Consider the following 26536-nt stretch of genomic DNA (forward strand, 5'->3'; position numbering starts at 1 on the left):
GAACGGGCAGGTCAGGCGCGAGCCGACGTAGCGGACGAGGCGGGGTTGGATGCAGGATCGGTTGCGGCGGAGTGCGATTCGGCCTCGAGGACCATGGCCTCCGCCTCGACGACGACATCGGCGCCAGAGGTCTCGGCGGACAGTGCCCGCAGGCTCGGGCGGCGCATGAAGACCGCCCAGCAGACCACGCCGCACAGCACGTAGAAGGCCATGAAGACCCAGAAGGCGGTGGTCGCGGACTTGGTGGAGGCGTAGGAGGTGCGCAGCATCAGGTTGATGCCGACGCCGCCCAGGGCGCCGATGGCGCCGACGAACCCGATCAGCGCGCCCGAGGTGTTGCGGGCCCAGGCCGCGCGGCTGGCCGAATCACCTTCCAGCGAGCGGGATTTGGCCTCGAACACCGAGGGGATGATCTTGGTGACCGCGCCGTTGCCGAAACCGGAGATCACGAACAGCGCGGTGAAGCCGATGATCATGGCCATCAGCACCCCGCCCGTCGGGTGCCCGGCGCGATCGCCGAGAGTCGAGGCCACCGCGACCACCACGGCCGCGGCCGTCATCGCGACGAAGGTGAACAGCGTGACCTTGCTGCCGCCGATGCGGTCGGCCCACTTGCCGCCGTAGGGGCGGGCCAGCGAACCCAGCAGCGGGCCGATGAAGGCGATCTGCGCGGCGTGCAGCGCGGCGGCGGCGACGGTCGCGCCGTCGGCCTTGAAGGTGATCTGCAGGACCTGGCCGAACGCGAAGCTGTAGCCGATGAACGAACCGAAGGTGCCGATGTAGAGGAAGGCGATCGCCCACGACTGCGGGATCCGCAGCGCCTTGATCATGTAGGACAGGTCGGCCTTCTGGTTCTTGACGTTGTCCATGAACAGGGCCGCGCCCAGCGCCGCCACCACGATCAGGACCAGGTAGACCGCGCACACCACCGAGGCATTGCCGTAGTGGTTGCCCAGGGTCGCGATGACCGCCAGGCCGATCAGCTGCACCACCGGAACGCCGATATTGCCGCCGCCCGCGTTCATGCCCAGCGCCCAGCCCTTGAGCCGCTGCGGGTAGAAGACGTTGATGTTGGACATCGACGAGGAGAAGTTGCCGCCGCCCAGGCCGGCGAAGGCCGCCACGATCAGGAACGTCGTGTAGGAGGTGCCCGGCTGGTTGATGAAGTACAGCGTCAGCAGCGCCGGGATGAGCAGCAGCAGCGCGGACACGATGGTCCAGTTGCGGCCGCCGAACTTCGCGGTCAGCACGGTGTAGGGGATCCGCATGAACCCGCCGACCAGCGTCGGGATCGCACCCAGGAAGAACTTGCCCGCCGGATCGATGTGGAAGACGTCGGTCGGCATGAACAGCACCATGACCGACCAGATCGACCACACCGAGAACCCGATGTGCTCGGCGAAGACCGACCAGATCAGATTGCGGCGCGCGATGTCCTTACCACCGGCTTCCCAAGCCACGACATCTTCGGCATCCCAATGCTCGATGTCGCGCTTGCGGGTCAGCGTCGTCAACAAGAGGCCCTCCTGAAATCTGGATGGCCCCAAGGTAGAAAACGGGTATTGCGCCCGTGCTGCGCGAAATGTCCGGCAAATCAACGGTTGCTCACGAAATCCGGGATTACGGCGTGAGATCCGGTCTTATGTTTCGCCTATGTGACACAAGGGTTTCCGGCGGTCACAAAACGCCTGAAAACGAGTTTCCGAGCCGTGAGGTGAGAGCCTTGCCACACAGCATGGTCCCAACCTCACGACTCGGCAACTCGAAAAGTGAAATTCCGGCTAGCTCCGGGTGACCGTCAGTTCCAGCTGTCTTCCAGGAAACGCGGCTTGCACGCGACCCACGCGCCGGCCATCAGAATCAGCACCGCCACCGTGAGGAAGGCGAACGGCACCGGCCAGCCGCCGGTCATGGTGTGCAGCGTGCCGAACAGCAGCGGGCCCACGCACGCCACCGAATAGCCGACACCCTGGGTGAAGCCGGACAACGCGGCCGAACCGGCGCCGGTGCGGGTCCGCAGGTTGATCAGCGTCAGCGCCATCGGGAAGGTCGACGGGCCCAGGCCCAGCGCCAGCACCCACACCAGCGGGGCGCTCATCGGCGCGAACAGCAGGCCCGCGAAGCCGATGAAGAAGAACAACGCGCAGCCGATCACCACCGGGAACGGATTGGCCATGCGGCCCACCACGATCGGCGCGCTCAACGCCGCGACCAGGCCGATCAGCGCGAAGATGCCGACCATCGAACCGCCGAACGCCGCGTCCGCGCCCGCGTCGCCGAAGATCGTGGGCAGCCAGGTGAACATCGAATAGGTGATCAGCGAGGTCATGCCGAACATGAAGGCCATGCCCCAGGCCAGCGGCGAACGCCACACCCGGCCGGTGGACTCGGCCGCGTCCGCGGGCAGCTCGGTGGTGTCGAACCGGGCGTTCGCGCGGCGGGTGCGCAGCACCGCGATCCACGGCAGCGCGGCGGCGAAGGCCAAAGCGGCCCACATGCCCAGCGACAACCGCCAGCCGTGCGCGTCCGCGATCGGGACCGTGATCAGCGCCGGGAACACCGTGCCCAGCTGCACCATCACGATGTAGACCGAGCTGAGCAGCGCCAGCCGATCCGAGAAGTACCGCTTGACCAGCGGCGGGATCACCACATTGCCGATGCCCATGCCGGCCAGCGCGAAGGCCGAGAAGGCCAGCAGCTGCCAGGTGTCGGGCACCAGGGCGCGCAGTACCGAGCCGATGCCGGTCATGAGCATGGCCGCCAGCGCGGTCATCTCCAGGCCGAAACGGCGCGAGAGCACGGGGGTGAGCAGGCCACCGAGGGCGAACATGGCGGTCGGCAGCATGCCGAAGACGCCGACCACGGCGGTGGAATAGCCGATGTCGTCGCCGATTCGGGCGGCCAGCGGGGTGAACGCGGTGACCGCGATACGCAGGGTCAGCGCGGACATGACGATGGCGACCAGCACCAGCAGACGGCCCTCGATGAGAGCGCGCTTCGACATCGCGGACCGGGGGTTCGGCGCTTCGAGATGGACGCGCCCCGGCTCGGCAGGGGTACGGGTCGTGCCCCGCCCGGGGGCCATCGTCTCATCCATCGTCGCAGTCACCACGAAATCATAGGATGACCCGATGATGTGATGCAACGAATGTGAGGCAAGGTACGCTGTCCCCCGTGCAACCAGTCCGGCGCACGAGCCTCATCGCCCAGGTGACCGAGCAGCTTCGTGCCGAAATCCGTTCCGGCCGTTGGGCCGTCGGCTCGCGCATCCCCACCGAGCCCGAACTCACCGAACTCACCGGCACCGGCCGCAATACCGTGCGCGAGGCCGTGCAGGCCCTCGTCCACGCCGGCATGCTCGAACGCAGACAAGGCTCGGGCACCTACGTCATCTCGACCTCCACCCTCGGCGGCACCCTCACCGAGTACTTCGCCGACGCCCAGCAGCGCGACGTGCTCGAACTGCGCCAGGCCCTGGACACCACGGCCGCCCGGCTGGCCGCCGCCCGCCGCGACGACCACGACATCGCCGAACTCCGGCGACTGCTCGACGACCGGACCCGGCTGTGGGACAGCGACTTCGACGCCGCCATCGAGGCGGACGTGCAACTGCACCGCGCCATCGTGGTCGCCAGCCACAACGCGGTGTACCTCGAGTTCTACGACTCACTGCTGCCGGTGATCGCCGCGGGCATCCGTTTCCGCTCCGCGCGCGAGGGCGAGAACTACCACGACGAGCACGCCGAACTGGTGGCCGCGGTGATCGACGGCGACCCCGACCGGGCGGCCCGCACGGCCAACTGCTTCCTGGACTCGCTCATGGCTGAATACCGGACGCTCGATAAGAATTTCGGGTAACCGAAGGGTCACCATGCGAATCTGGGCCAAGTGAGCCCGAATTGTCTTCTCCGTCACGGAAAAACACCCGGACGTAAAACGGGCTTCCTACGGTTGACGGGACCGCAGATGAGGGCGGTCGCATCAGCCGAGAGGACAACCGCTCATGGCAACAGTTATCGAGCCTACCGAAATCACTTATCAGAAACGCGGGCGCTGGATCGACCGCTGGGAACCCGATAACACCGAATTCTGGGAAAACGGGGGTAAACAGACCGCCCGCAAGAATCTGATCTTCTCGGTATTCGCCGAAAACCTCGGATTCAGCGTCTGGGTGCTCTGGGCCAGCGTCGTCACCGCCATGGGCTCGGCCGGATTCGCCTTCCTGGGCAAGAACAATCCCGACGCCGTGAACAACGCCCTGCTGCTCACCTCCACCCCGACCCTGGTCGGCGCGGCGCTACGGGTGCCCTACACCTTCGCCATCCCCCGCTTCGGCGGCCGCGCGTTCACCGCGTTCAGCGCGGGCATGCTGCTGCTGCCCACACTGGGCCTGGCCTATTTCATCAACCAGCCCGGCACCCCGATGTGGGTGTTCATGCTGCTGGCCGCCATCGCCGGTGTCGGCGGCGGCAACTTCTCGTCCTCCATGGCGAATATCAACTTCTTCTTCCCCGAGGGCAAGAAGGGCGCGGCCCTGGGCATCAATGCCGCGGGCGGCAATCTCGGTGTGGCACAGACACAATTGTTCGTACCGCTCATCATCACCCTGGGCACCCACATCATGGCCAAGGACGCCGCCGGATACCGCTTCGGCATCACGCTCGCGGTGCTGGTGTGGATTCCGTTCATCCTGGCCGCCCTCGTCGGCGCACTGCGCTACATGGACTCGCTGTCCGGCGCGAAATCCGATGGCACGTCCTATAAGCGGGCGCTGGCCAACCGCCACACCTGGGTGATGGCCATCCTCTACATCGGCACCTTCGGCTCCTTCATCGGCTTCTCCTTCGCCTTCCCGACCCTGCTCAAGGCCAACTTCCCGAGCCTGGCCAAGATCGGCTGGATGAGCACGCTGGGCAACCTGGCCTTCCTCGGCGCGCTGGTCGGATCCTTCAGCCGGCCCTTCGGCGGGTGGATCGCCGACAAGCTCAGCGGCGCGCGGATCACGCTCTACGTCTTCGGCGGCATGGCCTTCGCCACCGCGCTCATCGTGGCGTCGTTGTCCGCCAAGAACTTTCCGCTCTACCTGGCCTCGTTCCTGCTGCTGTTCGTGCTCAGCGGCATCGGCAACGGATCGACCTACCGGATGATCCCGATGATCTTCACCGCGGAAGCGCGGCGGCACGCCTCGGAGACCGGGCAGGACATCGGTGACGCGCTGATCTCGGCCAAACGGCAGGCGGGCGCGGCCATCGGCGTGATCGGCGCGGTCGGCGCGGCGGGCGGCTGGATCCTGCAGCAGGCGCTGCGACTGTCGAACACCCACTACCACAGCATGAATCCGGCCTTCTGGGGTTATGTGGTGGCCTACCTCGCCATGGGCGCGCTGTGCTGGTGGTTCTACCTGCGATCCTCGTTCGCTGTCGGCCGGGCGCCCTCGCTCGCCCACGCGAACGTGTAAGACTCCCCAACCGCCCCTGGGGAACGGAAAGGCCGCACCGGAATTCGTCGCCCGGTGCGGCCTTTCCGCATGGTTTCGCAGGGGTCCCTAGAGCAGCAGGCGGGTCATGTCCGCGGTGCGGGCCAGACCCGGGAACGCCTCGGGGGTCGAGCGCGGGTGCAGGGCGTGCACGGCCAGCCGGAACATGACCGCGCGCACCAGCATCTGCGGCCACTCGGGCAACTGGGCCCAGCGCTCCAACAGACCGTCGTCCGCGCCGCCCCAGGACAGGGCGTCCACCACGATGACCGCCGCCGCCCACGGCGCGGGACGCCAGTAGGGGGTGATGTCGGTCAGGCCCGGCGCGTAACCGCCGGAGAACAGCACGGTGCCGAACAGGTCGCCGTGCACCAGCTGCGGGGGCGTCGTCACCGGCTTGCGCAGGGTCGACAACTGGGTGATCAGGGTCAGGCTGCGGTCGCCGTCCGGTGAGGTGGACGGCAGCATGCCGCCCAGCTTCAGGCTGCGCAGCGGAACCGCTTCCCACGCCGCCCGATCGGCGGCCGCGAACACGTCCACGTCGGCCCACGGCGCGACCGGCTGCGCGGCCAGAAAACGCGGGCGTTCCAGCTGCGCGGTCACCTGGTGCAGCCGCAGCGACAGCGACACCACTTCGTCGTGCCGCGGCTCCGGCACGCCTTCGAGGTAGGTGTCGGCGCGCCACCCGGATACGACATACCGTCCATCGGTGGCCCGTACCGGCCGCGCCAGGCGCAGCCCGTCCACCCGCAGCGTCTCGCGCACCTTCGCCGACCAGGCGGCACGCGCATGATCGGTCACCGGGCTCAAGACGACATCGCCACATCGCCAGCCGCCATCCCAGTTCCCCAACGGGACCGGCGGTTCCTCGCGCAACCCGAAGGTTGAGCGCACATGCTCAGGAGGTTCCACAACAGTCATCGTCACGCGCGTACGGTACCGCTGGCCAGGTTTTCGCGACCCTCGCCGCGCCGACCGTTCCACACGCCGAAACCATGGTGTGAAACACCGGCGACCGAGGCGTTACCTCCCGGCTCCCGGACCGCCCCCGGACAGGCCCCCGCGCTACCGCCGAGGGCCGTCCGCGCGGACTCAGTAGACCGGCAGCGAGGGGTCGATCTGGTTGGCCCAGGCGATGATTCCGCCCTGCAGGTGGGTCGCGTCGGAGAAGCCCGCGTTCTTCAGCGCCGCGAGCGCCTCCGCGGAGCGGATACCGGTCTTGCAGTGCAGCACGATCGGGGTGTTCTGGGGCAGCTCCGACAGCGCCTCACCCGAGAGGATGCGGTCCTTGGGGATCAGGGTCGCGCCCTCGAGCCGGACGATGTCCCACTCCACGGGCTCGCGCACGTCGATGATGGCCACATCCTTGCCCGCGTCCAGCATCTCCTTGAGCTCACGGGCGGTGATGGTGGAGCCGATGGCCGCGGCCTGGCCCTCCTCCGACACCACGCCGCAGAACGCGTCGTAGTCGATGAGCTCCGTGATGGGCTGACGCTCCGGATCGCGGCGCAGCTTGATGGTGCGGTAGTTCATGTCCAGTGCGTCGTACACCATGAGCCGGCCGAGCAGCGGGTCGCCGATACCGGTGATCAGCTTGATCGCCTCGGTCACCATGACCGAGCCGATGGACGCGCACAGCACGCCCAGTACGCCGCCCTCGGCGCAGGACGGGACCATGCCCGGCGGCGGGGCCTCCGGATACAGGTCGCGGTAGTTGATGCCGCGGCCGTCGGGGGCGTCCTCCCAGAAGACCGAGACCTGGCCCTCGAAACGGTAGATGGAACCCCACACGTACGGCTTGCCCGCCAGCACGGCGGCATCGTTGACCAGGTAGCGGGTGGCGAAGTTGTCGGTGCCGTCCACGATCAGGTCGTACTGCCGGAACAGCTCGATCGCGTTATCGGGCTCGAGCCGAATCTTGTGCAGCTCCACCGTGATTCCGGAATTGATCTCCAGAATCGAGTCGCGGGCGCTGTCGGCCTTGGAGCGGCCGATATCGGATTCGCCGTGGATGATCTGCCGCTGCAGGTTCGACGCGTCGACCTCGTCGAACTCGACGATGCCGAGGGTGCCGACACCGGCGGCGGCCAGGTACAGCAGCGCCGGGGAGCCGAGCCCGCCCGCGCCGATCACCAGCACCTTGGCGTTCTTCAAACGTTTCTGACCGTCCACCCCGAGATCCGGGATGATCAGATGGCGGCTGTAGCGGGCGACCTCGTCCCGGGTCAGCTCCGCCGCCGGCTCCACCAGGGGCGGCAGGGAGGGATGCGATGCTGTCACGTGTGCGGACTCCTCAATCGAATTCGCCGGAAACTCGCGGCCATTTCTGCAACACAGAGATTGGGGCCGTTCTTCCCCAAGCCTAGGCCCCTGACGAACCCGGGGGTGATCAGAGGCCGCTCGGTAGCCCGAACGCCGGGAACAGGGCGGGCGCGTGGAACAGATCCATGCGGTTCCGGGCGGCGGTCCTCACCGCCGCGGCGAGCGCTGCCCTGGGGGCGCTGGCCGGGCTGGGAGTGGCGCGACAGCGGCGTTCCGGCGCAATGGAATCCGCGCGACCCGTGACCGCGGCCGAGCTGCCCGGTGCCAGGCCCGAGGTCGCTCAGGCGCGGGGGTAGGGCCAGGGGTTGAAGCGGCAGGTCTTGCCGTCCATCGGCACCACGCCTTCGGGATCCAGCTTCGCGATGTCGTTGTTCCGGGTCCCGAAGGTCTGCTGCATCATGACCGGGGCCAGCCCGCCGTCGGTCTCGCACGGCTGATGCTCGTGGTAGCCGAGGGCATGGCCCACTTCGTGATTGATCTGGTACTGCCGATACGAGCCGACGTCGCCTTCGAAGGCCGGGGCCCCGCGCACCCATCGCACCTCCGAGAGCACGACGCGGCCCAGTTCGGTGTTGTAGCAGGAGGAGTCGACCGGGATCTCGAAACCGCACGACTTGCGGGTGGTGTCGCGCGAGGTCAGCGAGATGCGGAAGTCCGGGTTGCCGGTGTCGACGCGACGCAGCGCGAAGCGCGGATCATGGGTCCAGGACTTGGGATTGGCGAGGGTGGCGTCGATCATCTGCGCCACCGCCGCGTCACCGCCCAGGGACGCGGTGTCCACCCCGTTCTCGATCTCGACCGAGTAGGTGAAGGCGTGCTGGGTGCCGGTGCCGACCTGCGCGGTGGTGCCCGGGATCACCCGCCAGGTGCCGGCGCCGGTGTCGGTATAGGCCCCGCCGGGCGGGACCGCGCCGGTGGGCAGGTCGACGGCGTACTTGCCGTCGCCCTTGGGTGCGCCGCCGATGATGCGGCCCGGCTTGTCGGTGTACTCGCTCAAGCGTCCGAATCCGGGCAGCCCGGCATCGCTGTCACCGGTGTGGCGGAAGGCGTCGACGGCGACCACGACGGTGATCACCAGCAGCACCGGCAGGGCGTAGGCGCGCCAGCCGTAAGTGTTCACGAACCGGCCCAGCGGACTCTGCTTCTTGGTCTCGCGGTCGGGGCGCGGGCGATTGCGGGCGTCGGCGGGCGGGGCGGTGGGGTCCCAGCGGGCGCGCAGCGGCTGATGCGGCAGCGGGCGGTCCTCGGCGGGGAGGTCCGGATCGGGTTGCGTGATGAGCCCAGAAGATACCGACGGGCCGGTCTCCGATGCGCCGTCGTCGTCGTACAAACCGAGCGGATCGTAGATCGGCCCGCTCGGTCTACCCCGTCGCTTGTTGCCGGCGGCCTTCTCGGTCACGCCTGACAGACTCTCACAGCCCGCCCGGTCGCCGAGAGCTGCCGTCCCAGCCCGTGATCATTGCTGCGAGATATCTCACGCTATTGCGGCAGACCTCACAAATCGGAACATGTGCTACACAGTTGTGATCGGCCTCGCATAATCAATGCGAGCATCACGCGACCAATATTCGGAACCTGGATCGGCAGCGGCCCCCTGAGCGCGTATCGTTCGTGGGATACCGGTGAACATCCTTCCCACCGGGAATCAACTGGGAGAAATAGGCAATGACTGACCTCGTGGACCGGATGACATCGCACCGCATGTCGCCCGAGGCCATGGCGACGAGCAAGCGCGGCACCCGTCTGCCCCGCGAGGCGCGCCGCGCGCAGCTTCTCGCCGCAGCCAGCGAGGTCTTCGTGCAACGCGGCTATCACGCCGCCGGCATGGATGAGATCTCGCAGTGCGCCGGCGTCAGCAAACCGGTGCTCTACCAGCACTTCTCGAGCAAGCTCGAGCTGTACCTGGCGGTGCTGCAGAACTACGTCGACGTGCTGGTGTCGAGCGTGCGCCAGGCGCTGCGCTCCACCACCGACAACAAGCAGCGCGTGCGCGCCGCCGTCGCCGCGTACTTCGACTTCGTCGACCATGAAACCCAGGGTTTCCGGCTGGTTTTCGAATCGGATCTGACCAATGAGCCGCAGGTGCAGCGCCGGGTCGAGCAGGCCACCGAGGCCTGTGTGGACGCGGTGTTCGACCTGGTCGCCCACGACTCCGGTCTGGACCCCTACCGGGCCCGTGTCCTCGCGGTCGGCCTGGTCGGCGCCAGCCAGCTCAGCGCGCGGTACTGGCTCGAGGCGGACCGCCCGATCCCCAAGGACGACGCCGTCGACACCACGGTCGCGCTGTGCTGGGGCGGGCTCAAGCACGTTCCGCTGCACCCGATCGATTGAGAGATAACAACTCTCGTTGAATCAAAAAGAATGGCCCGCCGACAAAGTCGGCGGGCCAATTCTTTTCGCGCGATCTACCGCGTCGCGCGCGGGAAACTAGACGGCGGCGAAGCCGACACGACCCGAGGACGGAGCGCCGATCTCGACATAGGCGACCTTCGCGGCCTGGATCAGGAACTTGCGGCCCTTCTCGTCGGTGAGCGCCACGACGCCGCCCTCACCCTGCAGCGCACCGCTGACGAGCGCCTCGACCTCGGCCGGGGTCTGCGAGCTGTTGATGACGAGCTCACGCGGGCTATCCGAAATGCCGATCTTGACCTCCACGGCCAACCTCCGAACCTAGAGTCGTAGTCCTGTCCCGATCACGCTAGCGCAGGCGCGACCGGCATCGGCCCCGACCGCCTGCGCTGATAGCGAAACTCAGCCCAGGCCGAGTACGCGCATGCGCTCGGCGTGACTGTTCTGCATATGCTCGAACAGCGTGGCGATGCCGTTCAGGTCGCCGGTCGCGGTGAGCACCAGCTCGGTGAGCTCATCGCGCTGCGCCATCACGTACTGCGCCTGGGTGATCGCCTCGCCCAGCAGCCGGCGACCCCACAGCGCCAGCCGGTCGCGTTCGGAGCGGTTCTGCGCGACCGCGCCGCGCACCTCCTCGATCACGAACTCGGAGTGGCTGGTCTCGGCCAGCACATCGCGCACCACGTCGGCGACCTCGGGAGCCAGGGCGCCGGCGATCTCGGTGTAGAAGTCGGCGGCGATGCCGTCGCCGACGTAGAACTTGACCATCGACTCCAGCCAGGTGGAGGGGTCGGTGGAGGCGTGATAGGCGTCCAGGGCGCGCACGAACGGGGCCATGGCGTCGAAGACATCCGCGCCACGGTCGGCGAGGGCGCTTTCCAGGGTCTGGAAATGCTCGGCCTCGTTGCCCGCCATCTTGGCGACGGCCACCTTGCCGCGCAGCGTGGGCGACAGCTTGGCCTCTTCGGCGAGACGGTAGAAGGCGGAGATCTCACCGTAGGCGAGAACGGCGAAAAGGTCGGTGACACCCGGGTGTTCGGCGGCGATGAGGTGGCCCGTGGGCTCCGGGGCGGTGGACGAGTTTGCTCCCATGGGTCACCACCCTAGCCCCAGAAATTGACGCGCACCGGTCACCGATCAGGCCAGGTCGCGCAGGAACTTGTCCAGATAGGTCCATGTTGTGTCACGGGCGATGAGGATGCCGAGGTGCGAGCCCGGGGCGGTCTCGTACCGCACATCCGGCGACCCGGTCAGGGTGCTCGTCCCGTGCTCCACGGCCGCGGCCGCGGTGATCGCGTCCTGCGGTCCGCCGACCAGCAGCACCGGCTGGGTGACCTCGGCCAGCGCGATCTCGCGCTCGCCCAGCCGCAGCCCGCCCTTGCCGATGTCGTTGTTGAGGATGAAGCGACCCCACAGCTGGTTGTAGAACCGTCCCGGATAGCCGGGCAGCGAATTCTGGAACCGGTCGATGGTCTCCATGCGGGCCAGGGTCGCGGTGTCGGCGATATTGCTCGCGATGAACAGCGGGCGCTCGAGTTCCCGGTTCCAGGCGGTGGCCCGGTACGCGAACCGGGTGAGCTGTGCCGAGATGCCGCCGAGGGCGCGGATCGCGGTGGTCGCGGTGCGGCCGCCGTCGAGGCGGGCCAGTGTGCGCAGTTCGCGCGCGCCGAACATGTGGTCGTAGCTCAGGGGCGCGCCCACCGCGGTGATCGAGCGGATCGGCAGGGTCTGGTCGGCCGCGGCGGTCAGCAGGGCCAGCACACCGCCGATGGACCAGCCCACCAGGTCCACCGGGCGGCCGCCGCGATCGGCGGACACCTGGCGGATGGCCTCGGGCAGGATGTCGTCGATCCAGGTCTCGAAGCCCATGCGGCGGTCGTCGAAGGTGATGTCGCCGTAGTCGACCAGGTAGGGGGCGCGGCCGGAGTCCAGCAGGAACCGGGCCAGGCTCTGGTCGGGGCGCAGGTCGAAGCAGAAGGCGGGCGCGGCCAGCGGCGGCACCAGCAGCACGGCCGGATCGTCGGGGCCCGCGCCGTCGTAGCGGCGCAGTTCGCGGTGCGGCGCATCGGACAGCACCGTCGAGGGGGTGGGATCGGGGGCCTCGATGCCGTCGCCGAACGTCAGGGCCCACGCGTTGCGCGCTGCGGTTGTCACGGTGTCTGCCAAGCTCACGGCACCACCATGGCAGATAGTGGTACACGACGTATCACACATGTGAGCAACTCAACTGCCGATGACGCGGCTCACACCGGCTCCCGGACCGAATTATGGTGCGCCGCAATCATTAACGCTACTTCGAAACCCCGGATCAGACCCCTGTGGGATATCGATAAGCGCGCCTACCAGCGCAATAATGCCGCACATCGGCGGTGGCGGAAAACGGGGCGAAGGTTGTATCACGCTACAATCTCCGCGGACGGTGGAAATTCATACCCGCCGGTCCATGGAAAATGTGCGCGCACTCCGATCCGCAGCACTGCACCGCCGCGCCAGGTCGACGCCCATCCCCCCGGACAGGCATCCCAGCAGCGGCGAGAAACCGGATCTAGTGGTCGTCGCGGGCCGTCCGGGCCCGCCCCACGCCTCGTGCGCGCGAGACGCGATAACGAGGAAAGGCAAGAACCTGAGCAAGATCACCGTAGAGCAGGAACCGGGTGTGGCGGACACGCTGCTGACCGCGGAACTCGACGACACCCACCTCGCTCCCACTTTCGCCGAATTGGGCGTGCGCCCCGAAATCGTCCGGGCCCTCGCCGACATCGGCATCGAACGCACTTTCGCCATTCAGGAACTCACCCTGCCGCTCGCGCTGGCCGGTGAGGATCTCATCGGCCAGGCCCGCACCGGTATGGGTAAGACCTTCGGTTTCGGTGTGCCGCTGCTGAACCGGATCGCCACCGCCGGCTCCGGCACCAAGACCCTCGACGGCACCCCGCGCGCCCTGATCATCGTGCCGACCCGCGAACTCTGCATGCAGGTCACCGAGGATCTGGAGAACGCCAGCAAGTACCTGAAGGACGACCAGGGCACCCCGGTGCGCGTGACCGCCATCTACGGCGGTCGCCCCTACGACACCCAGATCGCGGCGCTGCGCGCCGGCGTCGACGTGGTCGTCGGCACCCCGGGCCGGCTGCTGGATCTGGCCCAGCAGAACCACCTGATCCTGGGCAAGGTGGAGGTGCTCGTCCTCGACGAGGCCGACGAAATGCTCGATCTGGGCTTCCTGCCCGATATCGAGCGGATCCTGAACATGGTCCCCGAGCAGCGGCAGACGCTGCTGTTCTCGGCCACCATGCCGGGCCCGATCATCACCCTGGCCCGTACCTTCCTGAGCCGGCCCACCCACATCCGCGCCGAGGAGCACCACGAGTCCGCGGTGCACGACCGGATCACCCAGCTGATCTACCGGGCCCACGCGCTCGACAAGAGCGAGCTGGTCGCCCGCATACTGCAGGCCGAGACCCGCGGCGCGACAATGATTTTCGCGCGCACCAAGCGGACCGCGCAGAAAGTCGCCGACGATCTGGCCGAGCGCGGCTTCGCGGTCGGGGCGGTCCACGGCGACCTCGGGCAGATCGCCCGCGAGAAGGCGCTGAAGAAGTTCCGCGAAGGCAAGATCGACGTGCTGGTCGCCACCGACGTGGCCGCCCGCGGCATCGACATCGACGACGTCACCCACGTCGTCAACTACCAGTGCCCCGAGGACGAGAAGACCTACGTGCACCGCATCGGCCGCACCGGCCGCGCGGGCAAGACCGGCGTCGCGGTCACCCTGGTCGACTGGGACGAACTGAACCGCTGGGCCATGATCGACAAGGCCCTGGGCCTCGGCATCCCGGAACCGGCGGAGACCTACTCCCGCTCCCCGCACCTGTACGAGGAGCTCGGCATCCCGCAGGGCGTCACCGGCACCGTGCGCAAGGGCCCGGCCCCGCGTGACGAGGACGCCGTCGTCGTCGAACGCGAGCGCCGCGCGCCCCGCGAACGCAACCGCCGCCGCACCCGTGGCGGCCGCCCCGAGGGTGACGCGGCCCCGGCCGCGACCACCACCGAAACCATTGCCACCGAGGCGGATTCGGCCACCGGCGACCCGGAGAAGACCGGCCGCCGCCGGCGCCGCCGGCGCCGCGGCAAGGGTGGCGCGAACGGTGCGGAGGCCAACGGCACGGTCGTGGCCACCACCTCGGTGGAGACCGAAGCCGCCGCCGAACCGGCCGGCGAGGCAGCTGCCGAGGGCGGCCGCAACCGCCGCCGCAACCGCCGTGGCAAGGGTTCCGAGAACGGCACCGCGACCGATGTCGCCGTGACCGAGAACGCGACGGCCGACGTCGCCGGGGATCAGGCCGTGACCGGCGAGGCGGAGTCGAACCCGGCGAGCAACGGGCGCAAGCGCACCCGCCGCGGCAAGAACTCCGGTGACGCCGCGGACGCGGTGCAGACCACCGCCGAGGCGGAGACCGAGGCCCCCGCGGCGCCGGTCGCCGCGGACTCCGGTGCCGATGTGGTCGTCGCCGAGGCGCCCCGTCAGCGCACTCGCCGCACCAAGGCCGCCGCCGAGGTCGTCGCGGATTCGTCCGCCGCGGACGCGGTCGTGGCCGAGGCTCCGGCCGAAGCCCCCAAGAAGCGCGTGCGCCGGACCAAGGCCGTGGCCGAATCCGGCACCGGCGCAGCGGGTTCCGCCGCCGGATCGGACGCGGCCGTCGTGGCCGAGACCACCGCGGTGGAATCGGCTGCGGTCCAGGCCGATTCGGGCGAGGCCGCGATGAGCGCGCCGAAGAAGCGGGCGAGCCGCGCCAAGGCCGCCGTCGAGGCGGTGGCCGAGGAGTCGGGTGCGGTCGCCGAGGCGGCGCCGCGCAAGCGCACTCGCAAGGCCCCGGCCGAGACCGCCGCTGTCGCCGAGGCTTCGGCCGCGGAGACCGTCGAGGCGCCGAAGAAGGCTCCGGCCAAGCGGACTCGCAAGGTCGCCGCCGCCGCTGTCGACGCCCAGGCCGAATCAGCCGACAACCAGGCGGAGCCGGCCACCAACGGGACGGCGAAGGCCGCCGCCGCGAAGGCCGCGCCCGCCAAGGCCAAGGCCGGGGCGAAGAAGGCCACCGCCGCGACCGGTGAGGTCGTGGCCGAGGCGGAGGCGCCGAAGAAGCGGGTTCGCAAGGCCGTGAAGGCGGCGGCGAAGTCCGAGGTCGAGGCTGTCGAGTCGGGAGCCGCGGCAAGCGGTTCCGAGGCGGCCCCGGTGAAACGGACGCGTCGCAAGAAGACCGAGGACGGGGCGGAGGGCGCCGTCACGGTGGCCGACACCGCGGTCGCGGCCTCGGCCTAGTCGGCCGGATCGGCTACTCTCGCTGTCGTGCTCGCACCCGAGCGGCGGACGCGCGCCGATATTCTCACTGCTGTCGCGATCGCCGCTCTGGTGGCGATCGCGACAGTGGTCGTGGTGCTGACCAGCGGTGTTCGCGGTACTCACGCCAGTACCGCCACCCGCACCCTGCCCGCGCCGATCTCCACCGATCCGGTGCCCCAGCAGGTCGCGGAGCTGTGGCACGCCCCCGACGGGGCGACCCAGCGGTCGCTGGTGGTGGGCGGCGTGGCCGTCACCGCCGACGGCGGCACGGTGTCGGGGCGCGATCCCCGCACCGGCGAGCAGGTCTGGAGCTACGAGCGGGATCTGCCGTTGTGCGCGGTGGAGGTCCAGTTCGGCACGGTCATCGCCACCTACCGGGATCAGCGCGGGTGCAGTCAGACCACACTGCTCAACGCCGAGAGCGGATCTCGGGTGGCGGCCCGGTCCAGCTACATGGACGACAAGATCACTCTGACCCCCGACAGCACCTACATGCTGGCGCAGGGTCCGCGGCGGCTGGAACTGTGGCGTTCGGACATGGTCCGCACCCTCGAGTACGGCTATGTCGACGCCCCGGTGAATCCGCACACCCAGCCGCGCAGCGGCTGCACCCTGCTGTCGGCGGCGTCGGCTCCCAGTCGGGTGGCGGTGCTGGAACGCTGCCCGAACGAGGCGGCCGCGCGGCTGACCATCCTCAATCCCGCGCCCAAGGACGGCACCACGCCGGAGGAGTACAGCTCGCACGTGCTCACCGAGCCGGGCGGCGCGGTCGACGGTGCGAAGGTGATCGCGGTGTCCGACACCAGGATCGCGCTCTACCTACCCGGAACCCCGTCCACCACACCGGTTCTCGCGCTCTACGACGTGAACGGCAATCTGGTCGCCACGCACCAGATGCCGGCGTTCTCCGACACCGCCATGGTGGCGCGGCTGTCGTCGGGCTACTTCGTCTTCACCGGTGAGGCGCTGGTCGCGCTGAACCTCTCCACCCTGGACCCGCTGTGGGGCACCCACAATGTGCTCGGCACCGCCGCGATGATGTCCGGCCAGCTGATCGCCCCGATCCCGGACGGACTGGCCATCCTGGATCCCGCCACCGGCGCGCAGACCTCACGAATCCCGTTGCAGCGCAGTGACTATCACAAGGAACCCATCTCACTAGGAGTGTCGGGAACGGTGTTCCTGGAACGCCGGGGCACGCAGGTGTACGGCGTGGGGGCGCATTCCTGACTCGTCCGGCATGATCGATTCATGAGCGGTGGCGAATTTCGGCTGGTATTGCTTCGACACGGGGAGACTGCCTGGTCGGCCGCGCGGCGCCACACCGGGCGCACCGATATACCGCTCACCGAGATCGGTGAGGCCCAGGCTCGGGCGGCCGGAAAACTGCTGTACGACCTGGACCTGTCGAATCCCCTGGTGCTGAGCAGTCCCCGGCAGCGGGCGCTGCGGACCGCCGAACTGGCCGGGCTGAGCGGGGTCATCGTCGACGACGATCTGGTGGAGTGGGATTACGGCGAATACGAGGGCCTGACCACGCCGGAGATCCAGCGGATGTCGCCCGGCTGGACCATCTGGACCGGGGACGTCCCCGAGGGCGAGACCGCCGACCACGTCCGCAAACGCGCCGACCACGTGCTGGCCACGGTCATCCCCGAACTCGCCACCCGCGACGTGGTGCTGGTCGGGCACGGCCACTTCTCGCGGGCGCTCATCGCCCGCTGGGCCGAGTTCGAGGTGACCGAGGGTCGCCGGTTCTTCCTCTCGACCGCCGCGGTTACGGTGCTGGGACACGATCATCGAGCGCGAACCGTGCTCGCGCACAATCTGGTCGCGCCGCTAGAACCGATGGAAGGGACCCCAGCATGATCCGCCGCGCCACCCCCGACGACGTTCCCGCGCTGGTGGGTCTGGTCCACGATCTGGCCGAGTACGAGAAGGCCCCCGAGGAGTGCACGCTCACCGAGGAGCAGCTCCGGACCGCGCTGTTCGGGCCCACGCCCGCGCTGTACGCGCATGTCGCCGAGAGCGATCACGGCGTGGTGGGCTGCGCCATCTGGTTCCTGAACTACTCCACCTGGAAGGGCGTGCACGGGATCTACCTGGAGGATCTCTACGTCAAGCCGGAGGCGCGCGGGCGCGGGCTGGGCAAGAGCCTGCTGGCGACGCTGGCCCGTGAGGCCGTGGAGCAGGGGTACGCGCGGGTGGACTGGTCGGTCCTCACCTGGAACACCCCGAGCATCGACTTCTACCGGTCCATCGGGGCCGAGCACCAGCACGAGTGGACCGGCTACCGGCTCTCCGGCGCTCCCCTCGCGCGCCTGGCGACGCACGCCGACGACTGAGGGCCCGAGAGGCCCTGGAAAGCGCTCGCTCACCCAGGAAGGTGGGCGAGCGTCCAAAAATCGGCTCAGCGGCCACCGAGCCGGGCGCGCCGCGCTACTCCGAGTCCGAGCCGTACCCCTCGGCCATCCACTTGACCGAGGCGGGCGCGAACAGCGCGCCCAGGGTGCCCAGCGCCAGCAACCCCAACGGCGTCCCGAATTCGGGCCGCCCCGAGGTGAACATGTAATACGCGACACCCAGCAGCAACAGCTGGGTCAACGTCGCCAGCGCCCGCCCCCAGCGCTTGCCGCGCATGAGGGTGAGCCCCGCCGCCAGCACCGCGCCGCCGAGGATCGCCGCGTACCCGGCGGTGAGGTAGCTGTTCTTCGCGCTCTGCGCCTCCCCGTTCAGGCCGACGGCGATCAGGATGACCATCGCCACCAGCCCGGCCGCGCCTTCGAGCGCGACCAGCGCCCCCGCGACCCGCACGGTCGTGGGCACGCCCCCGGCCTGTGCGGCCCCGGCCCCGGTGTCGCCCGCCGACTTGCTCTCGCCCTGGTTCTGCTCAGCCACGCCCCCAGCCTACGACCGAGCGTCGTTGGCGAATCCTGGACCCGCCCACCCGCATTCACCGGCATTGTCAACTGCCTCGGGCATTCGTGTCGCGGCGGACCTCGTTAGGCTGCGGGGGTGCGGACCTTGCTGATCGTGAACCCGAATGCCACTTCGACCACTCGGTCCACTCGCGATCTGCTCGCCCACGCACTGGAGAGCCGCACCGAACTCACCGTCCGCCAGACCGAGTACCGGGGACACGCCGCCGAATTGGCCGGCTGGGCCGCCGACAATCGGATGGATCTGATCGTGGTGCACGGCGGCGACGGCACCGTGAACGAGACCATCAACGGCTTCCTCCCGCTGCCCGGGCAGCCGCAGCGCGAATGGCTGCCGCGGCTGGGCATCATTCCCGGCGGTTCGGCGAACGTGTTCGCGCGCTCGCTCGGCATCGAGCCGGATCCGGTGACCGCGACCAATCAGCTCATCGATCTGGTGGCCGACAGCGCGGACCGCCGCATCGGTCTGGGCGTGGCCGACGATCGCTGGTTCTGCTTCAGCGCGGGAGTGGGCCTGGACGCGGACGTGTGCGAGGCGATCGACGAGAAGCGCGCGAAGGGCAAGTCAGCCACGCCCGCTCGTTATCTGCGCACCACGGTCAAGCAGTTCTTCCGCGCCAAACGTCGTGCCCCGCAAGTGACCTTGGACATTCCAGGTCACGAACCGGTCACGGATGTGCATTACGCATTCGTGACCAACGCCAGTCCCTGGACGTATCTCGACAACACGCCCGTGGTCACCAACCCGGGGACCAGATTCGAATCCGGTCTCGGGGTGTTTGCCATGCGCACCATGGGGGTTCTCCCCACCTTGATGGTCGCGAGACAGTTGCTGGCGGCCCAGGGGGATCCCAAGGGCCCCACATTGTTTCGCGAGGACGACGTTCCGGGCGTAACCGTCACGGCGGAAGAACCGATCGGGTTGCAAATCGACGGCGACTTCATCGGTCGCCGCAACATGGTGAATTTCACAGCCGTCCCGGATATCCTCGATGTGGTCGCGCCGAAGCCCTAGTCGGCTCGACACACCTGAGAAAACTCGTTGTTGCGCTGCGAAAACCCGCTCGACCGAGTACAAATGACACGGCGGACCCCCATGTAGGGGTCTTACAGCGTGAGCTTCCCCACGGTGCACCAGGTATCTATTGACATCTACGGTGTTCGTGAAAGCATTCACAAGCAACCGTGCGGAAACATTCGAGTCGCACAAGTGAACGGACCACAAACCCGAGGGGCAGCGCCATGCGCGCCCTAGCAAAGGAGCAGAGGAATGGACTGGCGCCACAAGGCCATCTGTCGCGACGAGGACCCCGAGCTGTTCTTCCCGGTGGGTAACAGTGGTCCGGCGCTCGCGCAGATTGCCGATGCCAAGCTGGTCTGCGCTCGCTGCCCTGTCACCGCTGACTGCCTTTCCTGGGCCCTGAAGTCGGGCCAGGATGCCGGCGTGTGGGGTGGAATGAGCGAGGACGAGCGTCGCGCGCTGAAGCGTCGCAACGCGCGCACGCGCACCCGCAGCGTCGTCTAACCACCTAGACGACAAGGCGTTACGGCCCAACCCAGCCTCGGGGCCGCAGCGCAATTCGGCCCGGCACCAACACAGGTGCCGGGCTTCAGTGTGTAAAGGGGAAGACCAACTCGCGGGACTCTCCGAGGCTCCGCCCCCGAACCCCCAAGAATTCCCGGGGCAATTCCCGTTCAACGGGATTCACGCCTCGAACGAAAGTTCGGGCGCGGCTTTTCAGCGCACGCCCGAACTTATGCGTCGAAGTTGATATTTCAGCGCGCGGAGCGCCGGCCGAGCGGAACTCGCAGCACCGCGTCGGTTCCGACATCGGCTCCGGGGTGAAGTCCGATCGAACCGCCCAATTCCGCCGTGACCAGTGTGCGGACGATTTGCAGGCCCAACCGGTCGGAGGCCTCCAGGCTGAATCCGTCGGGCAGGCCGCGGCCGTCGTCGCTGATGATGACGTCGAGCCAGCGGGCCGAACGCTCGGAACGGATTGTGACCGTACCGTTCTCACCCGCATCGAAGGCGTGCTCGATGGCGTTCTGCACCAGCTCGGTCAGCACCATGACCAGCGGGGTGGCGCGTTCGGCGGAGAAGACGCCCAGGGATCCGGCGCGGCGCACCTTGATGCGGGCGGTGTGCACGGTCGCCACGTCGGCCATGATCGGCAGCAGGCGGTCCACCACCTCGTCCAGATCGACCTCTTCGTCAACCGACATCGACAACATTTCGTGCACGGACGCGATGGAGGTGACCCGGCGGACCGATTCGGTCAGCGCCAGGCGGGCCTCCTCGTTCTCGGTGCGGCGGGCCTGCAGGCGCAGCAGCGCGGCCACCGTCTGCAGGTTGTTCTTCACCCGGTGGTGGATCTCGCGGATGGTGGCGTCCTTGGACAGCAGCGCGCGGTCGCGGCGCTTCACCTCGGTCACGTCGCGGACCAGCACGGCGGCGCCGCCGAGCTCACCGTGCGGGCGCAGCACCAGGGTGCGCAGCAGCACGGTGGCGCCGCGCGCCTCGACTTCCATTCGGCGCCCGCCCTTTCCGGCCAGGGCCGCCTGGATGTCGCCGACCACCTCCTGCGCGTCGAACGGGTCGGTGATGAGCGAGCGGGTGGTCAACGCCAGATCCTGGCCGACCAGATCGTTCTGCAGACCCATGCGGTGATACGCCGACAGCGCGTTGGGGCTGGCGTAGACGACGGTGCCCTCGGTGTCGAGGCGGATGAAACCGTCGCCCGCGCGCGGGCTGGAATGCGAGCCGGTGCGGTCCTCGAGCGCCGGCCAGGTGCCGTCGGCGACCATCTGGCACAGGTCGTCGGCGCAGGACATGTAGGCGATCTCGAGACTGGACCGCATCTTGCGGCGCTGGGTGTCGGTGTCGCGGCCGAGGACGGCGATGATGTCGTCGCCGACCCGCACCGGAATGGCCTCGCGCATGGCGTGCACGGGATGCGGGTGATAGACCCCGGTCAGGGCGGTGTCGGCCTCGAAGCGCTGGATATCGGCGTTCAGCAGGGCCTCGAACACGTGCGGATTCGCCTCTTTGGTGGCGTAGCCGCCGACCAGGTCCTCCGGGTGCACGGTGGGGGCGGTGGTGGGGCGGCACTGCGCCACGCAGACCACCTCCGCGCCCTCGGTCACCGGACCGGTGCCCACCCACAGCAGCAGATCCGCGAAGGACAGATCCGCCAGCAGCTGCCAATCCCCCACCACCCGCTGCAAATGGTCGACCGCCGCGCCCGGTAGATCGGTGTGCTCGGCCAGTAGCTCACTCAGGGTCGACATTCACCCACACTCCTCTGTTCCCACGTCGGGTGTATGTTCCCACGCGACACGGCCAGGATGCGTCAGGAGCGGCCCCGGCCACACGACCGGGAAACGAGGGTCTTTTCAGGAGATGACGGCGATGAGGTCGCCGGGCTGGAGGACGTCGCCGGGCTTGACGTTGATGGAAGCGACGGTGCCGGGGCCCTCGACGATGACGGGGATCTCCATCTTCATCGACTCCAGCATGACGACCGGGTCGTCGGCCTTCACCTCGTCGCCGACGGAGACCAGGATCTCCTGCACGGTCGACACCATCTCGGCCAGCACTTCCTCAGCCATGAACACCTCTCGCTTTCGAGTGACCTGTAGCCCCTGAAGGTACAGCAGATCCCGCGTGAAAGAATGGCGACCGACTGAAGGGAGATTACCTATGGGTAAGCGTGGACGTAAGAAGCGTGGCCGCAAGAAGAATGCCGCCAACCACGGCAAGCGGCCGAACGCCTGAGCTGCTTCGATAAGCTCGAAAACTGCTGAGCGGCACCACTTCCCACCAGGGAAGGGTGCCGCTCAGCTGTATCCGGGATGCGCTATTCGGCCGGTTCGATCCGGGTCTCGACCACGGTGTAGCTGGTCCGGATCTCCATGGTCAGGCGCTGGCGGAGCGAGTCCGGGGCGCGGTCGCCGCCGCACTTGCGGTTCAGCAGCGACTTGAGCTTCTCCTCCAGGCCGTAGGCCTCGACGCACGGCGAACAGCGGTCGATGTGCTCCCGCAGCCGGGCCTTCACGGTCTCGTCGCACTCGTTGTCCAGGAGCAGCCACACATCGGCGAGCACCGCCGAGCAGTCCAGTTCTTCCATCTCATCGCTCACTGGGTTACCTCCTCGCGCGCCGCATCGCTGCCCGACCGGTTGAATCCACGTTCCCGCGCCACGTCCGCGAGCAGGCCCTTGAGCTGCTTGCGGCCCCGGTGCAGGCGGGACATGACAGTACCGATGGGAGTACCCATGATCTCGGCGATTTCCTTGTAGGGGAAGCCCTCCACGTCGGCGTAGTACACCGCCATCCGGAACTCCTCCGGCAGCGACTGCAGAGCGGCCTTGATGTCGTCGTCCGGCAGCGCCTCGAGCGCCTCCATCTCCGCGGAGCGCAGGCCCTGGGAGGTGTGCTCGGCGGTGGCGGCGAGCTGCCAGTCGGTGATCTCGTCGGTCGGATACTGCGCGGGCTGGCGCTGCTTCTTCCGGTACGAGTTGATGTAGGTGTTGGTGAGGATGCGGTACAGCCAGGCCCGCAGGTTGGTGCCCTCACGGAAGGACTTGAAGCCCTGGTAGGCCTTGGCGAAGGTCTCCTGCACCAGGTCCTCGGCATCGGCCGGGTTGCGGGTCATGCGCAGGGCCGCGCCGTAGAGCTGGTCCAGCAGCGGCAGCGCGTCGCGTTCGAACCGGGCGGCCAGTTCGGCCGTCGATTCGGAGCTTCTGGCCCCGGATTCGCTCACTTCGTCGTCATAGTCGACCGCTTGGTCGTCACCGGCGTCGATGCTGTCCGCATCGTCATCACGCCGGCGATCGACCATGTCGTCGTCGCTCGTCACGCTAATCCCTTCGATCGCCGTAGCAATTGAATCTACCGCGAACAGGGATTCGGCCCGGAAACCGGTTGGTCGCTCCTCGAGCAGAACGGACACCGACTCCTCCTTGGTCATGGGATCGAGTGCTTCCCGTCCGTGGGCCCGACGGTTGCCGAGAAGCGCGTATCGCATGCAACAGGGTGAACGCTCCGCCTGTTCCCACACTGTGAAATCGGCTTGCGCGCGGTGTCTAGGGTGAGCCGCATGGCCGCTTCTACTCCCGCGATCAAAGCCCTGGTACAGGCGAAGGTGGAGCATCGGGTGCACGCGTATGCCCATGACCCGCGCAGTGATTCGTACGGCGCGGAGGCGGTGGACGCGCTGGCGGCCGAGGTCGGGGTGAGCGCCGGGCAGATCTTCAAGACGCTGGTGATCGACCTGGGTTCGGGCGGGCTCGCGGTGGCGGTGCTGCCGGTGCCGACCACGCTGTCGCTGAAGGCGGCGGCCGCGGCATTGGGCGGCGGCAAGGCGGCGATGGCGGACAAGGCGAAGGCCGAGCGCACGACCGGCTATGTGCTGGGCGGGATTTCGCCGCTGGGGCAGAAGAAGCGACTGCCGACGGTCGTCGATTCCTCGGCGCTGGAGTGGGATCGGGTGCTGTGCAGCGCGGGGAAGCGCGGACTGGAGATCGAGCTCGCGCCGGCGGATCTGGTGCAGCTGACGGGGGCGGTGACCGCGGCGGTCGCGGTGGCCTGACCTGCCGATTCCTGGGCGAATTGTCCGATTCGGCCGTGAGCGGAGACACAACCTCCGGAAATCCCTTGCCAAGTGACAACTATGTCGGAATACTTGCGCCGTACAACTAGTTGCCTTTTACAAGCAATTGCCCGACGCAAGGAGGTGAGACCGACCGTGACCGACGATGACCCGGCGACCACCACCGACATCGACGACGGCCTTGTCGATGCCATCGCCTACGAGATCGCCCGGCTCACCAAGCTGCGCGATCGCACCAACGCGCAGATCTCGGCCCTCACCGGGGGCGAGATCGAACCGGCCGCCTACGGCATCCTGTTCCAGCTGATCCACGGCGGCCCGAAACGCTCGGGCGCGCTCGCCGAGGCCCTCTACTCCGACGCCTCGACCATCAGCCGCCAGGTAGCGAGCCTGGTCAAACGGGGCCTCATCGAACGCCGCGCCGACCCCGCCGACGGCCGCGCCAGCGTGCTCGACGTGACCCCCGCGGGACGCACCGTGGCCGCCCAGATCCGGGCCCGCCGCAACGACTCGCTGCGCGACATGCTCACCGACTGGACCCCCGGCGAACGGGAGGTCTTCTCCCGGCTGCTGCATCGCTTCGTCGACGGCTACGAGGGGACCCGGCAACGCATGCTGGCCGATATCGCGGCCCACAAAGACCTGAAATCCTATTACGAACCCGCGGAGAGCAATTCGTGACAACCCAAGCGACAGTGGCGGAGCCGGAACTCAATTCGGCCGGCTTCACCCACAAGCAGATCCTGGTGATCATGAGCGGCCTGATGATGGGCATGCTGCTGGCCGCCCTCGATCAGACCATCGTGTCGACCTCCATCCGCACCATCGCCGATGAGCTGCAGGGCTATTCGGCGCAGGCGTGGGTCACCACCGCCTACCTGATCACCTCGACGCTGGCCACCCCGCTCTACGGCAAGCTGTCGGACATGTACGGCCGCAAGCCGTTCTACCTCGCCGCCATCACCATCTTCGTGGCCGGTTCGCTGGCCTGTTCCGTCGCGACCTCGATGTACCAGCTGGCCGCCTTCCGGGCCTTCCAGGGTCTGGGCGCGGGCGGTCTGATGTCGCTGGCGCTGACCATCATGGGCGACATCGTGTCCCCACGGGAACGCGCCCGCTACCAGGGCTACTTCCTGGCCGTGTTCGGCACCTCCAGCGTGGTGGGACCGGTCATCGGCGGTCTGCTCTCGGGCACCGACCAGATCCTGGGCGTCACCGGCTGGCGCTGGGTGTTCCTGGTGAACGTGCCGGTCGGCATCCTCGCGCTGGCCGTGGTGACCCGCGTGCTCAAGCTGCCCAAGCGTCCCAGCACCAAGGTGGCCATCGACTGGATGGGCATCTCGGCGCTGATCGTCGGCCTGGTGCCGCTGCTGGTGATCGCCGAGCAGGGCCGCGAATGGGGTTGGACCAGTGGACACGCCATCATCTGCTACGCCCTCGGCGCGTTCGGTGTGCTGACCTTCATCGCCGTCGAGGCCAAGCAGGGCGACGCCGCGCTGATCCCGCTGCGCATGTTCAAGAACTCCACCTTCGCCCTGGGCGTGCTCATCTCGGTGGTGGTCGGTGCGGCCATGTTCGGCGGCATCACCCTGCTGCCGCAGTACCTGCAGGTGGTGCAGGGCGCGAGCCCGACCAAGGCGGGTCTGCTGATGCTGCCGCTGGTCGCGGGCATGATGACCGGCTCGATCCTGGCGGGTCAGCTGATCTCGCGGACCGGACGGTACAAGTTCTTCCCGCCCGTCGGCGCCGGACTGCTCACCGCGGGCCTGTTCCTGCTGCACCTGGTCTCGGCCGACACCAAGCTGTGGATCGTCATGATCTTCATGGCCATCACCGGCTTCGGCCTGGGCAACCTGATGCAGCCGCTGACCCTGGCGCTGCAGAACGCGTTGCCGCCCAAGGACATGGGCGTGTCCACCGCCGCCGCCACCTTCTTCCGGCAGATCGGCGGCACCCTGGGTGTGGCGGTGTTCCTGTCGGTGCTGTTCACCCAGCTCGCCCCGAACATCACCACCTCGCTCCAGGACGCCGCCCAGCAGCCCGCCTACGTGCAGGCCATCCAGGAGGGCCGCACCAGCGACAACGCGGTCGATAAGCAGGTCGCCAACGGGCTGATCGCCAAGGATCCGGCGGTCGCGAACCAGGTGCTCAATGACAGCTCGGTCATCCAGAAGCTGGACCCGACCCTGGCGCATCCGTTCAAGGTGGGCTTCGCCAAGTCCATGGACCGGGTGTTCCTGGCGGCCACCGCGGTCGCGTTGATCGCGTTCCTGCTGGTGCTGTTCTGGAAGGAGGTGCCGCTGCGGACCGCGGGCGGCATCCAGGCCCGGGACGAGGCCGCCGACAAGGCGGATCCCGCGAAGGTCTGACCTGCGACAACCGAATACCCAGTGCCCCCGCCGCGACGACGCGGCGGGGGCACTGTCATTTCACTATCCCGGCGGTTTTCTGTGAGTTACTGGGGAACGAGCAGTGAGGTTGTTGTGAACGTTGCGGTC

The 26536-nt window shown here is 68.1% G+C and carries 25 protein-coding genes and 1 pseudogene; 13 read left to right on the forward strand and 13 right to left on the reverse strand.

Annotation, left to right across the window (positions count from 1 at the left end; all coding sequences use genetic code 11):
- Window positions 1-11 precede the first annotated feature (11 nt).
- Window positions 12-1514 carry a nitrate/nitrite transporter gene (locus ABZ382_RS11480; protein WP_357087341.1) on the reverse strand — a complete coding sequence of 501 codons (1503 nt, stop codon included), beginning with the start codon at window positions 1512-1514 and terminating at the stop codon, window positions 12-14.
- A gap of 284 nt (window positions 1515-1798) precedes the next feature.
- Complete coding sequence (locus tag ABZ382_RS11485) at window positions 1799-3004, reverse strand: MFS transporter (RefSeq protein ID WP_357087343.1); 1206 nt, start codon at window positions 3002-3004, stop codon at window positions 1799-1801.
- A 170-nt stretch (window positions 3005-3174) separates the two neighbouring features.
- Between ABZ382_RS11485 and ABZ382_RS11490 the strand changes: the two genes are divergently transcribed.
- Together ABZ382_RS11490 and ABZ382_RS11495 are read left to right on the forward strand one after the other, a co-directional pair.
- On the forward strand, window positions 3175-3858 hold the full coding sequence (locus ABZ382_RS11490) for an FCD domain-containing protein (RefSeq protein ID WP_357086987.1): 684 nt from the start codon (window positions 3175-3177) through the stop codon (window positions 3856-3858).
- A gap of 145 nt (window positions 3859-4003) precedes the next feature.
- A complete protein-coding gene (locus ABZ382_RS11495) occupies window positions 4004-5458 on the forward strand; it encodes a nitrate/nitrite transporter (RefSeq protein ID WP_357086990.1) in 1455 nt (484 codons plus the stop codon).
- 87 nt (window positions 5459-5545) lie between these two features.
- Here the strand turns inward: ABZ382_RS11495 and ABZ382_RS11500 are convergent, their stop codons facing one another.
- Both ABZ382_RS11500 and moeZ read right to left on the reverse strand, forming a co-directional pair.
- Window positions 5546-6397: a TIGR02569 family protein gene (locus tag ABZ382_RS11500; protein WP_357087345.1), complete on the reverse strand. Its 852-nt coding sequence runs from the start codon at window positions 6395-6397 to the stop codon at window positions 5546-5548.
- Between the two features lie 171 nt (window positions 6398-6568).
- Window positions 6569-7756: an adenylyltransferase/sulfurtransferase MoeZ gene (gene moeZ / locus ABZ382_RS11505; RefSeq protein WP_357086993.1), complete on the reverse strand. Its 1188-nt coding sequence runs from the start codon at window positions 7754-7756 to the stop codon at window positions 6569-6571.
- Window positions 7757-7923: 167 nt separating this feature from the next.
- Between moeZ and ABZ382_RS11510 the strand changes: the two genes are divergently transcribed.
- On the forward strand, window positions 7924-8094 hold the full coding sequence (locus ABZ382_RS11510) for a hypothetical protein (RefSeq protein ID WP_357086995.1): 171 nt from the start codon (window positions 7924-7926) through the stop codon (window positions 8092-8094).
- Here the strand turns inward: ABZ382_RS11510 and ABZ382_RS11515 are convergent.
- Window positions 8079-9074: a DUF3152 domain-containing protein gene (locus ABZ382_RS11515; RefSeq protein ID WP_357087347.1), complete on the reverse strand. Its 996-nt coding sequence runs from the start codon at window positions 9072-9074 to the stop codon at window positions 8079-8081. The genes ABZ382_RS11510 and ABZ382_RS11515 overlap by 16 nt on opposite strands.
- Window positions 9075-9463: 389 nt before the next feature.
- On the opposite strand from ABZ382_RS11515, the gene ABZ382_RS11520 reads away from it, so the two are divergent.
- Complete coding sequence (locus ABZ382_RS11520; protein WP_357086998.1) at window positions 9464-10129, forward strand: TetR/AcrR family transcriptional regulator; 666 nt, start codon at window positions 9464-9466, stop codon at window positions 10127-10129.
- A gap of 96 nt (window positions 10130-10225) precedes the next feature.
- Here ABZ382_RS11520 and ABZ382_RS11525 read toward each other — a convergent pair whose 3' ends face one another.
- The 3 genes from ABZ382_RS11525 to ABZ382_RS11535 form a co-directional block, all read right to left on the reverse strand.
- Window positions 10226-10453 (reverse strand): DUF3107 domain-containing protein, encoded by a 228-nt coding sequence (locus tag ABZ382_RS11525; RefSeq protein WP_213559758.1) that lies wholly within the window; start codon window positions 10451-10453, stop codon window positions 10226-10228.
- A gap of 96 nt (window positions 10454-10549) precedes the next feature.
- Entirely contained in the window at window positions 10550-11239 is a 690-nt protein-coding gene (locus ABZ382_RS11530) for a ferritin-like fold-containing protein (protein ID WP_357087000.1), read from the reverse strand.
- Window positions 11240-11284: 45 nt separating this feature from the next.
- Complete coding sequence (locus ABZ382_RS11535; RefSeq protein ID WP_357087002.1) at window positions 11285-12319, reverse strand: alpha/beta fold hydrolase; 1035 nt, start codon at window positions 12317-12319, stop codon at window positions 11285-11287.
- Window positions 12320-12749: 430 nt separating this feature from the next.
- Between ABZ382_RS11535 and ABZ382_RS11540 the strand changes: the two are divergent.
- From ABZ382_RS11540 to ABZ382_RS11555, 4 genes and pseudogenes are all read left to right on the forward strand, one after another.
- Window positions 12750-14291 (forward strand): annotated as a pseudogene (locus tag ABZ382_RS11540) (DEAD/DEAH box helicase); the annotation flags it as partial.
- Between the two features lie 1200 nt (window positions 14292-15491).
- Window positions 15492-16715: a hypothetical protein gene (locus tag ABZ382_RS11545; protein WP_357087004.1), complete on the forward strand. Its 1224-nt coding sequence runs from the start codon at window positions 15492-15494 to the stop codon at window positions 16713-16715.
- 21 nt (window positions 16716-16736) lie between these two features.
- Entirely contained in the window at window positions 16737-17354 is a 618-nt protein-coding gene (locus ABZ382_RS11550) for an acid phosphatase (RefSeq protein ID WP_357087006.1), read from the forward strand.
- Window positions 17351-17830 carry a GNAT family N-acetyltransferase gene (locus ABZ382_RS11555; protein ID WP_357087009.1) on the forward strand — a complete coding sequence of 160 codons (480 nt, stop codon included), beginning with the start codon at window positions 17351-17353 and terminating at the stop codon, window positions 17828-17830. Before ABZ382_RS11550 ends, ABZ382_RS11555 begins: the two co-directional genes overlap by 4 nt.
- Before the next feature lie 94 nt (window positions 17831-17924).
- Here ABZ382_RS11555 and ABZ382_RS11560 read toward each other — a convergent pair whose 3' ends face one another.
- Window positions 17925-18383: a hypothetical protein gene (locus ABZ382_RS11560; RefSeq protein ID WP_357087011.1), complete on the reverse strand. Its 459-nt coding sequence runs from the start codon at window positions 18381-18383 to the stop codon at window positions 17925-17927.
- A 117-nt stretch (window positions 18384-18500) separates the two neighbouring features.
- On the opposite strand from ABZ382_RS11560, the gene ABZ382_RS11565 reads away from it, so the two are divergent.
- Complete coding sequence (locus ABZ382_RS11565; RefSeq protein WP_357087013.1) at window positions 18501-19439, forward strand: diacylglycerol kinase family protein; 939 nt, start codon at window positions 18501-18503, stop codon at window positions 19437-19439.
- Between the two features lie 255 nt (window positions 19440-19694).
- Complete coding sequence (locus ABZ382_RS11570; protein WP_033087439.1) at window positions 19695-19949, forward strand: WhiB family transcriptional regulator; 255 nt, start codon at window positions 19695-19697, stop codon at window positions 19947-19949.
- 251 nt (window positions 19950-20200) lie between these two features.
- Here the strand turns inward: ABZ382_RS11570 and ABZ382_RS11575 are convergent, their stop codons facing one another.
- The 4 genes from ABZ382_RS11575 to ABZ382_RS11590 form a co-directional block, all read right to left on the reverse strand.
- The gene (locus ABZ382_RS11575) at window positions 20201-21715 is read right to left on the reverse strand and encodes a histidine kinase N-terminal domain-containing protein (RefSeq protein ID WP_357087016.1); all 1515 of its coding nucleotides are present in this window, start codon (window positions 21713-21715) and stop codon (window positions 20201-20203) included.
- A gap of 105 nt (window positions 21716-21820) precedes the next feature.
- On the reverse strand, window positions 21821-22036 hold the full coding sequence (locus ABZ382_RS11580; RefSeq protein WP_213559751.1) for a biotin/lipoyl-binding carrier protein: 216 nt from the start codon (window positions 22034-22036) through the stop codon (window positions 21821-21823).
- A 248-nt stretch (window positions 22037-22284) separates the two neighbouring features.
- A complete protein-coding gene (rsrA, locus tag ABZ382_RS11585; RefSeq protein ID WP_246598627.1) occupies window positions 22285-22554 on the reverse strand; it encodes a mycothiol system anti-sigma-R factor in 270 nt (89 codons plus the stop codon).
- A gap of 8 nt (window positions 22555-22562) precedes the next feature.
- Window positions 22563-23396 carry a sigma-70 family RNA polymerase sigma factor gene (locus ABZ382_RS11590; RefSeq protein WP_357087019.1) on the reverse strand — a complete coding sequence of 278 codons (834 nt, stop codon included), beginning with the start codon at window positions 23394-23396 and terminating at the stop codon, window positions 22563-22565.
- A 129-nt stretch (window positions 23397-23525) separates the two neighbouring features.
- Here ABZ382_RS11590 and ybaK point away from each other — a divergent pair, with 129 nt between their 5' ends.
- From ybaK to ABZ382_RS11605, 3 genes are all read left to right on the forward strand, one after another.
- The gene (ybaK, locus tag ABZ382_RS11595; RefSeq protein ID WP_357087022.1) at window positions 23526-24017 is read left to right on the forward strand and encodes a Cys-tRNA(Pro) deacylase; all 492 of its coding nucleotides are present in this window, start codon (window positions 23526-23528) and stop codon (window positions 24015-24017) included.
- Window positions 24018-24173: 156 nt separating this feature from the next.
- Complete coding sequence (locus ABZ382_RS11600) at window positions 24174-24719, forward strand: MarR family winged helix-turn-helix transcriptional regulator (protein ID WP_357087025.1); 546 nt, start codon at window positions 24174-24176, stop codon at window positions 24717-24719.
- Complete coding sequence (locus ABZ382_RS11605; RefSeq protein ID WP_357087027.1) at window positions 24716-26407, forward strand: MDR family MFS transporter; 1692 nt, start codon at window positions 24716-24718, stop codon at window positions 26405-26407. Before ABZ382_RS11600 ends, ABZ382_RS11605 begins: the two co-directional genes overlap by 4 nt.
- Window positions 26408-26536: the final 129 nt, after the last annotated feature.

The organism is Nocardia sp. NPDC005825, assembly GCF_040630175.1.
GTDB lineage: Bacteria > Actinomycetota > Actinomycetes > Mycobacteriales > Mycobacteriaceae > Nocardia.